Below are 10,602 nucleotides of genomic sequence, written 5' to 3'. Positions count from 1 at the left end.
GGATCACCGGGGCTCGAGTTCGAAGATGACCTCGTTGGCCACCATGTCAATGGCGTGCTTGTGGCGCAGTCGCCAGCCGCCCTCGGTGAACACGGACTCCCAGTCGGCGGCGGTCGGCATAAAGGTGCCCATCAGGTCGTGCGCCACCTCGAAGCCGAGGGTGAACACCCTCATCTCCTGGTCGGGTACGCCCACCGACCGGGTGGCGTCGCCCAGCAGGAACCGGCGGACGTTGGGGAAGAGCTGTCGCAGCCGGGTCAGGGTGGTCACACACTGCTCCCGCGGCCAGAAGTCATGCCCGGCCATAAAGCAGGTGAGCAGTTCCACCTCGGCGAACTCCGGCCGCGGGTCCATGGTGAGCATGTCCGCCTCGACAAAGGACATCCGGGCGGCCAGCCCGGCCTCCGCGGCGTCGGCCTGGGCGACCTTCAGGGAGTCGCCGGCGATGTCAATGCCGATGGCCCGGGTCCCGGGGTGGCGGCGCAGGATCTGCATCAGGCGTTCGCCGCTGCCGCATCCGAGGTCGGCCGCGACCCGGGGGGTGAAGCCGAGTCCGTCCATGGCCGACCAGAACCAGGGGTCGTAACAGAAGGTGCTGATCTCCTTGCAGGCGCGGGCGATGGCGACCGGGTCGCGCTGGTAGAACTCGCCGAAGCGGTTCTCGTTGCGCAGTACGGCCGGCATCTGCCGGAACAGTTCGCCGCTGCCGCGTACCAGCCAGTGGAAGAGCGAGCGGGTGCGGTGGATCTCGGCGAAGCCCTCGGCGGGGGTCACCCGGGTGCCGTCCCGGTGCACTATGCCGACCGAGGCCAGGGCGCGGAACATGCCGAGGGTGGAGGCGGCGTCGAGGTCGTGGCGGGTGGCGAACTCCTGGGTGTCCAGGGTGCCTTGGTCATTGAGTTCGTCCAGCGCGCCCAGTTCCCAGGCGGCGCTGATCGCCCAGGAGGCGACGGTGGAGTTGTAGATCCGGGCGGCGGTGGTCCAGGATCCGGCGTCGGTGTCGAGGGTCGTCATCGTCTTCACCTGTTCATGTCGAGGGATTCAAGGGAGGGTTGGCGCCGGGGGGACCCGAGCCGGGTGCCGCCGGTGCAGGCCGCGGCGGCCGTGACGAACAGCAGGCCGCCCAGTCCGGAGGCGGCGAACCCCCAGGCGGGTGTGGAGCGGTCGATGACCAGTCCGATGACCGGGGAGCTCAGTGCCCCGCCCAGCCGGGTGGCCGAGTCCTGCAGGCCCATGGCGGCGCCGCGGGCGTGCGGCGGGGCGAGCTTGCTGACGCTTTCGGCGATGGCGGCCAGCGTGGGCGCGCACACCAGTTGCATGGGCACCAGGGCCAGGCCGAGCAGCCACCAGGGGCCGGTGATCAGACCGGCCGGGATCACCAGCGCGGCCAGCAGGGTCATCAGTGCCGACTGGGGCAGTGAGCGCCGTACCGCGCCATGGACGACTCCGCCGATGATGGAGGCCAGGGCCATGATGGCGACCGCCATGCCGGTCCAGGCCGTCTCGCCGGTGGCGCGCAGGGCGGCCACCAGCGCCAGTTCGGTGCCGCCGAGGACGAACAGCACGCCCATGGAGACCAGCAGGGTCGCGGTCATCCGGCCGTTGAGCCAGGAGCGCGGGCCCTGTGGTGCGGGGGCGGCCGTCTCGCGGCGGCCGCGCAGCGGCGGGTTCTGCAGGTACAGCAGCACCGCGGTCAGGGCCACCACCGCGCCGATCGAGGTCAGCGCGATCCGGCTGGAGCAGCGGGCGGCCAGGTAGAGGGCGGCGGCGGGGCCAACGACAAAGGAGGTCTCCATGGCGATGGCGTCCACCGAGAAGGCGGTGCGGCGGCTGTCCTCGGGCACCAGGGCGGTGAGCACCTGGCGGGAGAGCGAGCTCACCGGGATCACCAGGGCGCCGGCCGGGAACGCGGCGGCCAGCAGGGCCTCATAGGGCAGCCAGGGGGTGCTGAGCCAGTAGACGGTGGCCGTGGTGGCGCACACCGCGAGCACCGGGCGCAGCCCGTGGCGGTCCAGGGCCCGGCCCACCAGCGGGGCGCCCAGCATGGTGCCGACGGTGGTGGAGGTGGCGACCAGCCCGGCGGCCACATAGCCGCGGTGCAGGCCGCTGACCACGTGCAGGGTCAGGGTCAGTCCCATGGCGGTGACGGGCAGGCGGGCGATGAACATCAGCAGGAGGGAGCGGGCCACGCCGGGGGCGGCGAACACCGCGCGGTAGCGTCCGGCGCCGCTGGGGGCCGGGGGCCGCTGGGGTCCGTCGGTCATGGCCGGCCCCCGGTTCCCAGGGTGATCTCGTCGGCCTTGAGCTCGTAGTGTTCGCGGCCGAGCAGGCTGTTGAGGATGACAGCGGCGCGCCAGGCGGCCAGGCCCAGGTTGGGGTCGGCGATGCCATGGGTGGGGCGGGCCGCGTTCTGGACATGGATCCGGTTGCCGTCGGGGCCGTCCCAGGGCACCCGGTAGTCGGCGGCCACGGCGTAGCCGTCGCCGTCCAGCGGCATGCGGTGGTGCAGGGGTGCCATGCAGGACGGCAGTTGGGGCCGGTAGCCGGTGGCCAGGATCACGATGTCGCTGTGGCACGGCCGGCGGTCGCCGGTGACGGTGTCCAGCAGCCCGGCCCGGAAGCCCTCGTGGTCCTGGGTGAGCTCCTCCAGCCGTACACCGGCCAGCAGTTCATGGTGCAAGGGGGTGTCGGTGAGGTAGTCGAGTTCATAGAGGCGCCGGTAGACCTGGGTGAGGAGTTCCCGGGTGATGCCGGTGCCGGCGGAGCGCTGCTGGTCGAGCAGGGCCGAGCGCGGGCCGGGCGGCAGGGTGCGGAAGTACTCCACATACCGGGGGTTGAACCACTCATTGGCGAACGGCGAGTCGTCCAGTGGAGCGAAGCCATGGCGTCCGGTGACCCAGGTCAGGCGGCGGGGCATCCCGGACCGTCCGGACAGCAGGTCCAGGGCCACCTCGGCGGCGCTCTGCCCGCCGCCGACCAGCAGGATGTTCCGGCCGGTCAACGGGGTGTCCTGGGTGAGGTGTTCGGCGGCGTGCCAGAGGCGGGGGCCGGCCAGGCCGCGGGCGCAGTCCGGCAGCCAGGGCGTCTGGCCGACGCCCAGGACCAGGTGGTCCGCGTGGTGGGTGCCGCGGCTGGTGCGGATGAGGAACCGGTCGCCGTGGTGTTCCACGGCCCGGACCTCTTCGCCGAGGCGGACGCCCAGGAGCTGGGCGGCCCAGGTGAAGTACTGATCGAACTCCTTGCGGCTGACCTGGCCGGCGCCGGCGGTCAGGTGCCGGTAGAGGCGGCCCTGTTCATGGAGGTAGTTCAGGAAGCTGAAGCGGCTGCGCGGGTCGACCAGGCTGACCAGGTCCTTGACGCTGCTGACCTGGAGCCGGGAGCTGCTCCAGAGCAGGCCGGGGTGCCAGGCGACGGAGCTCCTGGACTCCACGGTGGTGACGCGGAGTTCACCGAGGGGCTGGGCCAGGGCGGCCAGGCTGAGGTTGGCGGGTCCGCCGCCGATGGCGAGGACCTCGGTGGGGCCATGGTGGTTCATGCGTGGTCCGGTCCCTGCGGCTGCCAGGAGATGCCGGCGGTCCGGGCGGCACTGATCAGCTCCCGTACCTCGGAGTCGGCGAAGGCGCCGGCCACCAGCTCGGCCAGTTCCCCCTCGGTGCCGGGTTCGGCGTCCCGGGGCATCAGCACGGTGCAGGCGACATCCTGGAGGTGGACAACGGCCGAGGGGTCGGCCTGGAGCAGTCCGCCGACGTCCTCGCGGCCCTTGGCGACCACCTCCCAGGTGAGGGGGCGGCCGGTGGTCTCCCGGCCGTGGCGGCCCAGTTGTGCGGCCAGGTCGGCGGCCAGGCCCATCAGCAGGTACTCCTGCGGGTTGGGTCCCCAGTCGACGCCGGTGAGCTGCTTGGGGGCGTCGATGCGCAGATCCGGGCCGGTGCCGGGGCCCAGGGGGCGGGAGAGCAGCTGGGTACCGCTGATCCAGCGCACCCGGCAGGCGGCCGGCGGCCCGGCCGGGACATGTTCCCGGGTGGTGCCCGGCAGCGGGCCGGCGGCGAAGTCCAGGGCCACCGAGACGGGCTGGGTGAGGGTGCGGTAGTTGGGGCTGAACTGCTCGACCTGCTCGATGAGTCCGGCGAGAATCCCGTCGTCGGACACTCCGCCGACGGCCACCCGGGTTTCGAACTTCCCTTCCTTGCAGGTGAGTTCCATGTCGGCGCTGTCGAAGACCACGCCCTGGGCGCTGCCGCCGCCCACCAGGGTGGTCAGCGCACAGGAGGCGATGCCGGTGAGCGCCAGATGGAGGGGCAGCGGGCCGTCCGCGCCGGGGGTGCCGGCCGGGTCGCCGGCCTCGATCTCAAAGCGCCGTGCGGACTTGACGGTGCCGAACAGGGCGGGGCCGATGCTCGTGGACAGCCCCCGGTAGGGCGAGGAGCGGGCCTTGGCGGTGTACCAGAAGTCACCTTCGGCCGGGTCATTGCGGATTTCATGCACCACTTCGCTGAATCCAGCGGTGTTGAAGCTGTTCCTCATCGCATGTCCTTCTCGTCCGGCGTGCCGAGTGCGTTGTCCAGGTCGCGGATCAGGTCCTGGGCGTTCTCGATGCCCACCGAGAACCTGACCAGTCCGGGATTGATGCCGATCTGGGCCCGCTGGCGTGCGGTGAGCGAACTGTGCGAAGTATTACTGGGCATGCTCACCAGTGATTCGACGCCGCCGAGACTGGTGGCCACATAGGGGATGTCGAGTTTCTTCATAAAGTCCAGCGCGGCCTCGTCCCCGCCGCGTACCTCGAAACTCACCATGCCGCCGAAGCCCGCATAGTCCGCCCGTTCCAGTTCCGCATAGCGGGTGCCGCCGATTTCCGGGTGGTGCACGGCGGCGATACGCGGGTGCCCGGCGAGAAAGCGGGCGATCTCGCGGGCATTGTCGTTCTGCGCCCGCATGCGCAACGGCAGTGTTTTCAGCCCGCGTTCGAGCAGGAAGGCGGTGAGGGGTTCCAGGGTGCCGCCGAACCGCAGTGCCTGGGCCCAGATCCGGTCCAGGAACTTGCGCCGGCCGACGACCGCGCCGGCGGTCAGGTCGCTGTGCCCGCCGAGGTATTTGGTGGCGCTGTGCAGCACGACATCGGCGCCCAGCTCCAGCGGCCGCATATTCACCGGGGTGAGGAAGGTGTTGTCCACCACCAGCAGGGCGTTGGCCTCCTTGGCGATCCGGGCAATGCGCCGGATCGAGGGGGCCTTGAGCAGGGGGTTGGTCAGGGTCTCGAAGAACAGCAGCTGCGTCTCGGGGCGGACCGCGGCCTCGATGGCCCCGATGTCGGTGGGGTCGACAAAGGTGACCTCGCGGCCGGCCGAGGGCATGTCCTCGCGCAGCAGGTTGTAGGTCCCGCCATAGGCGTCATAGGCGGAGATGATGTGGCTGCCGGCGTTGGTCAGCGCGTAGACGGTGCTGGCGATGGCGCTCATCCCGGAGGAGGTCACCAGGGCGCTGCGGCTGCCCTCCAGGGCCGCGATCTTCTCCTGGACCGACCACTGGGAGGGGTTGCCGTACCGGGTGTAGATGGGCACATCCCGCGAGGTTCCGTCGGAGAAGGCCGCATAGCTGGCGTCGTCCAGCAGAAAGGTGCTGGTCTGGAAGACGGGGGTGCCCACCGCGCCGGTGATGGGGTCCTCATAGGTGCCGGCGTGCACGGCGAGCGTCTCGGGGGAGACCGTGCGCGACAGCACCCGGTGGTGCGGGGTCACCGGCCCGGCGAACCGCGACCGGGTGAGGTCGTTGAACCATTTCGCCTCACCGGTGCGGCCCTCTTCGAAGCCGATCGCCGTACGACTCTCTTTCGTCACATGCTCCCCTAGGTGAATTCGATTCGGGCCGGAACGGCGTTTCTCCGCTGCCTCGGCCACAAGCTAGTGGGGCCGCGCCGATAAGTTGTCAACGAGATGTCAACGCGGTGTCAACGGCGTTGATCCGGCTTTCCGGACCGGTTAAATCCCTTGCTTATCGCGGCACTTGACACCCTGCTCGATCCGCACCTAACTTTGCCGCGGAATGCGGGGATGCGGTCCCCCGTCCGGATCGTTTACTCCGGACCATTGACAAGGAGGTTGCGTGAAAACCTCGGAACTCAGTCCGGCCGTTTTCGCGGAAATCAGGGACATCAAATCCCGTTACATACGCGACCGGTCGGTCTTCATTGAAGGCCCGCACCTGGCGGGCATTTTGCGGTCACTGGGAGCCGCGGCAGCGGATCTGGAAAGCCTGGCGTCGGTGAGCGACGGGCTGGTCGGCGATCCGACGCTGCCCTTCCGGAAGTCCCGTAACGGCCGTTTCTGTCTGGATCCGGTGGCCCGGCAGGCCCGCCGGCTGGAGTTCCAGCCCTTTGTGCTGTCGAAGGAGGAGGACTTCGTCCGGCATGACTCGGGAGAGCTGCGGGTCTTTGACGAGGTGCGGGACGACCTCCAGCTGAACACGGCCTTCCAGGCTCTGCTGGCCTTCAAGCTGCTGCTGATCGAGGGGGTGGAAACGGCCCGCCGCCCGCTGCTGGACTACCGGTCCACCGACTGGATCTGCACCTTGTTCAACCTCAGAACGGTCACCGAGGCCGGCCTGCTGGGCGAGCCGGCCCTGGAAGGTGTGCACAGCGACGGCGTGGACCACACCATGACCACGCTCCTGGGCAGCACCAATATGACCGAGGACAGCGCGGTGACCTATCTCCACGACATGCGCGAGGCCAACGCCGGCCGGTGGCATGAGACCGATCCGGAGCTGCTGCTGGGCTCGGTCCGTCACCACCGCTTCCTGGACACCCTGCTGGTGGTCGACCATGAGCGCAAGCACAGCGTCTCCCCCGTGGTCGCCGCCGATCCCGGCCGGCCGTCCACCCGGGACATGCTGATCTTCTTCACCCGCCGGCCGGCCGGCCCGGGCCATGTGTCCCACCAGCACGACTCATTGCGGCCGCACACCGGACTTCCCATGTCGGTGGACCTGCCGTCGCCCGTCACCGAGCCGACCCACGGGGGAGCCGAGTGCCATGTCCACTGAGCCGGCCACCGAAACCGAGGACACCATCGAGCGAGTCCGGTACGAGGGTTCCTGCCACTGCGGAGGCGTGCGGTTCGCGGCCCGCGCCGGCCGCAACCTCACCCTGACCCTGTGCAACTGCGGGATCTGCTACAAGTCGGGGCACCAGGAACTGATGGTCCCCGAGGAGCGGTTCACCCTGCACCAGGGGCAGCAGTACCTCAAGCCCTACCGGTTCGGCAACTGCATCGCGGACCACACCTTCTGCGCGGTCTGCGGCATCATGCCCTTCTACCGCCCGCGCTCGCACCCCACCGGGTACTTCAGCGTCAACGCCCGCTGCCTGGACCTCTCGGCCGCCGAGAACATCACCTATGTGGAGTTCGACGGGCAGAACTGGGAGGAGAGCATGGCCGCCGGACAGCATGTGCTCAGCGAATGACGCGCACCGAGCGGCTGAAGTGGGAGACGGCCGGCCCCGGCGGACTGGGGGCCTGTGCGGCCGAGATGGACTTCGGCACCGCGCCACCGGTCACCGAGGCACTGCGGACCGCGGTGTCCCGCGACCAACTGGGCTACCTCACCGCGTCATTGGCGGCCGAGGCCGGTGCGGCCTGCGCGGACTGGCAGTACCGGCGCCATGGCTGGCGGGTGGCCGCCGAGGACGTCCGGCTGCTGCCCGATGTGGTGCGCGCCTTCCATGTGGCCGTCCAGCACTTCTCCCGCCCCGGGTCGCCGGTGATCGTCCCGGTGCCGGCCTACGCACCGTTCCTCACCGTACCCGGGCTGCTGGGCCGTCCCGTGCTCCCGGTGGAACTCGTCCGCTCCGGCGGCCGGTATGTCCATGACCTGGACGCGCTGGACCGCGCCTTCGCGGCCGGCGGGCACCTGCTGGTGCTGTGCAATCCGCACAACCCGGTCGGCAGGGTGCTGGAGCGCGCTGAACTGCTGGCCATCGGCGAGGTGGTGGAACGGCATGGCGGGCGGGTGTTCGCCGATGAGGTGCACGCCCCGCTGGTGCTCGCCGGGCACCGACACATTCCCTATGCCTCGGTGTCACCGGCGGCGGCCCGCCATGCCCTCACCGCCACCTCGGCGTCCAAGGGGTGGAATCTGGCCGGGCTGAAGTGCGCCCAGATGCTGCTGACCAATGACCCGGACCGGGAGCGGTGGGCCAACCTGGGGCGGCTGGCCACCGATGGGACGGCCACCCTGGGCGCGGTGGCCGCGGTGGCCGCCTACCGGCTGGGGCAGCCCTGGCTGGAGAATGTGCTGGCCCAACTGGCCGGCAACCGGCGGCTGCTGGCCGGACTGCTGGCCACCCACCTGCCCGGGGTGGCATACGACCCGCCCGAGGGCACCTTTCTCGCCTGGCTGGACTTCCGGGAACGGGGCCTGCCGGAGCACAACTTGGCGGAGTTCTTCGCCCAGCGCGCCCAGGTGACGGTGGTCGACGGCACCGACTGCGGGCCGCCGGGCCGCGGCTTTATCCGGCTCAACTTCGCCACCAGCCCCGAGCTGCTCACCCGGATCGTGGCCCGGCTGGCGGCGGCGGCCGGCTGACCGCCGCCCGGTCAGCGCCCCGGGAGCGCGCCCACCAGGCCCGGGGGCATGATGTGCGCGCTCGCCGCCAGGGTCTCGACAAAGGCGGTGGCCGCCGCGTCCGGGTGGCCACCGCCATAGGCGGCCAGGGTGCGGCGGATGGGCGGGTCCGGCAGGAAGACCCGGCCGGCGAAGTGCGCGGGGATCATATTCGCCGGAATGAGCGCGGGGCCGAGCCCGGACAGGGTCAACATCGGTGCGGCGGCGCTCTGTTCGGTGTAGATGGCGGTGCGCGGGTGGAAGCCCGCCGCGGCACAGCTCTCGTCGAGGAAGCGGGCGAGGCCGTTGCGCGGGGCGAGGCGGACCCATTCGCGCTCGCGGAGCAGGGAGAACGGCAGCCGCGCGCCGATGGACGGGATGGACGGGTCGTCGGGGGGCAGCACAATGGCGAACTCCTCGGTGCCCAGCAGGCGCACCGGATGGGGCCACATATCGGGCAGCGGACCGACGGCCAGGTCGGCCTCCCCGGACTCCAGGGCGGTCTGGAGCTCCGCGGCGTTCATATACTCGGTGAGGACCAGCCGGATATCGGGCCGCTCCCGGTACAGCACGCGCAGGGCGGGCGGCATCACGCCGATGCTGATCGACTGGAGCGTGGCCACCCGCAGTTCGCCGGGGACGCGCCGGGGTGCGCGGTCTTCGCCGAGCCGGTGCGCTCGCGGGAACTCCGGCCCCTTCCCCGGCGGACCGAGCCAGGACAGGGGCCTCGCCATCGGAGCCGGTACCGCAGTTGACAGCAGGGCGCCCCGGCCGCCGGGGGGCGCCATGGCCATCGTGCCGGCCCCGAGGAAGAAGGTCTCTCCGCCGACGGAGGTGATGACCGGCCCGGGAACGCCGTGCCGCAGGGATTCCTGCCGCAGCACCGCCGCGTGCACCCGTTTGAGCTCGGCGCCGGCCTCCACCCCGAACTCCTCGGCCAGACAGGTCCGGGTCTGTTCATAGACGCGCAACGCCTCGGCCTGGCAGCCGATTTCCGACAGCGCGGTCATCAGGTGCCCGATCAGATGCTCGCGCATGGGGTAACGGCGTGCCTCCGGGGCGAGTTCGGCGGCGACGGCGGCGGCCTCGCCCAGTGTCAGCCGGGCCCGGGCCAGTGACTCCACGGCCGTCAGCCGGATCTGCTCCAGCCGGGCACATTCGTCGGCCAGCGCCGGGAGTTCCTCGAACTCCTGGTAGGGGCACCCCTGCCAGAGTGCCAGGGCCTCGGTGAGCACCTCGCGCGCACCGGACACATCGTCCTGGTCCAGCAGCCGGCAGCCGGACCTGACCAGGGCCTCGAAGCGGTGGGCGTCCACCTGCTCCGGGGTCAGCCGCAGTACATAGCCCGGTGCGCGGTAGCTCAGCAGGGAGGGGGACTTGCATCCGGTGGCCGAGTCCAGCACCCGGCGCAGATGGCAGATATAGGTCTGCAGCGTGGCCACCGGCCGCCGTGGCGGCTCGTCGCCCCACAGCTCCTCGATCAGCAGACCGGTGGGCACCACCCGGTCCAGCCGCAGGGTCAGCAGGGCCAGCAGCGCCCGGTGGCGCCGTGGCCCCAGCACCAGGTCGGTGTCGCCGTACCGGGCCGATATGGACCCCAGCACACGCAGCCGCAGATCGGCGGGACCGGCCGGACGGGGCGTCAAGGTCTCCCTCACGGACATGGATCACCGTTCCCAGGACTGTGCCGGAAGGCGTGTCCGCGATCCACGGCACGCGTTTGGAGGATGATCTTGGCATATCGCCCGTCCGGATCCCATAGGCGGAAATGAATCGTTTTCCCGGGCTTGAGCGGGTGGGGTGTACGGGACGGACCGGCGCCCGACCGCCTTGCCCGGCAGGGCGGTTGGCATCCGGCGCAGGTGCCACGGGTTTCGGCATCCGGGATCCGGCCCGTCCGTCATGTTCTTCCGCGGGCCCCGGGATCCCGCCCGGCATGGATCGCCGGTCGTCGGGCACGCGGGTCGGGCAGCCGGTACGTCAACGGTGGCCGGTCGGCCC

General features: G+C 70.7%; 9 protein-coding genes. 3 read left to right on the top strand and 6 right to left on the bottom strand.

The genetic code is table 11. The features are described from left to right. Positions 1-3: 3 nt before the first annotated feature. Genes ACIHFE_RS19400 through ACIHFE_RS19380 form a run of 5 tightly spaced genes read right to left on the bottom strand, consistent with a single transcriptional unit; the run spans position 4 to position 5,837 of the window. On the bottom strand, positions 4-1,014 hold the full coding sequence (locus ACIHFE_RS19400) for a class I SAM-dependent methyltransferase (protein ID WP_400108139.1): 1,011 nt from the start codon (positions 1,012-1,014) through the stop codon (positions 4-6). 5 nt (positions 1,015-1,019) lie between these two features. Further along, positions 1,020-2,264: an MFS transporter gene (locus ACIHFE_RS19395; RefSeq protein ID WP_400108137.1), complete on the bottom strand. Its 1,245-nt coding sequence runs from the start codon at positions 2,262-2,264 to the stop codon at positions 1,020-1,022. After that, positions 2,261-3,535, bottom strand: a complete 1,275-nt coding sequence (locus ACIHFE_RS19390; RefSeq protein ID WP_400108135.1) for a lysine N(6)-hydroxylase/L-ornithine N(5)-oxygenase family protein — start codon at positions 3,533-3,535, stop codon at positions 2,261-2,263. The genes ACIHFE_RS19395 and ACIHFE_RS19390 overlap by 4 nt, the downstream gene beginning before the upstream one ends. Further along, complete coding sequence (locus ACIHFE_RS19385) at positions 3,532-4,524, bottom strand: hypothetical protein (protein WP_400108133.1); 993 nt, start codon at positions 4,522-4,524, stop codon at positions 3,532-3,534. Before ACIHFE_RS19385 ends, ACIHFE_RS19390 begins: the two co-directional genes overlap by 4 nt. After that, entirely contained in the window at positions 4,521-5,837 is a 1,317-nt protein-coding gene (locus ACIHFE_RS19380) for a trans-sulfuration enzyme family protein (protein WP_400108132.1), read from the bottom strand. Before ACIHFE_RS19380 ends, ACIHFE_RS19385 begins: the two co-directional genes overlap by 4 nt. Before the next feature lie 424 nt (positions 5,838-6,261). Here ACIHFE_RS19380 and ACIHFE_RS19375 point away from each other — a divergent pair, with 424 nt between their 5' ends. From ACIHFE_RS19375 to ACIHFE_RS19365, 3 genes are read left to right on the top strand one after another with little or no spacing between them, the layout of a single operon-like run. Continuing rightward, positions 6,262-7,041: a 2OG-Fe dioxygenase family protein gene (locus ACIHFE_RS19375; RefSeq protein ID WP_400108130.1), complete on the top strand. Its 780-nt coding sequence runs from the start codon at positions 6,262-6,264 to the stop codon at positions 7,039-7,041. Continuing rightward, positions 7,031-7,462 (top strand): GFA family protein, encoded by a 432-nt coding sequence (locus tag ACIHFE_RS19370; protein WP_400108128.1) that lies wholly within the window; start codon positions 7,031-7,033, stop codon positions 7,460-7,462. The genes ACIHFE_RS19375 and ACIHFE_RS19370 overlap by 11 nt, the downstream gene beginning before the upstream one ends. Beyond that, entirely contained in the window at positions 7,459-8,583 is a 1,125-nt protein-coding gene (locus tag ACIHFE_RS19365; protein WP_400108127.1) for a MalY/PatB family protein, read from the top strand. The genes ACIHFE_RS19370 and ACIHFE_RS19365 overlap by 4 nt, the downstream gene beginning before the upstream one ends. Positions 8,584-8,594: 11 nt before the next feature. Here the strand turns inward: ACIHFE_RS19365 and ACIHFE_RS19360 are convergent, their stop codons facing one another. Then, positions 8,595-10,259, bottom strand: coding sequence for a BTAD domain-containing putative transcriptional regulator (locus ACIHFE_RS19360; protein ID WP_400108124.1), 1,665 nt, complete (start codon positions 10,257-10,259; stop codon positions 8,595-8,597). Between the last annotated feature and the right edge of the window lie 343 nt (positions 10,260-10,602).

The sequence above is a fragment of the Streptomyces sp. NPDC052396 genome, assembly GCF_044593195.1.
In the GTDB taxonomy this organism is placed as follows: domain Bacteria; phylum Actinomycetota; class Actinomycetes; order Streptomycetales; family Streptomycetaceae; genus Streptomyces.
The sequence above is the reverse complement of the archived record's forward strand: the minus strand, read 5'-3'. Positions and strand labels throughout refer to the sequence as shown.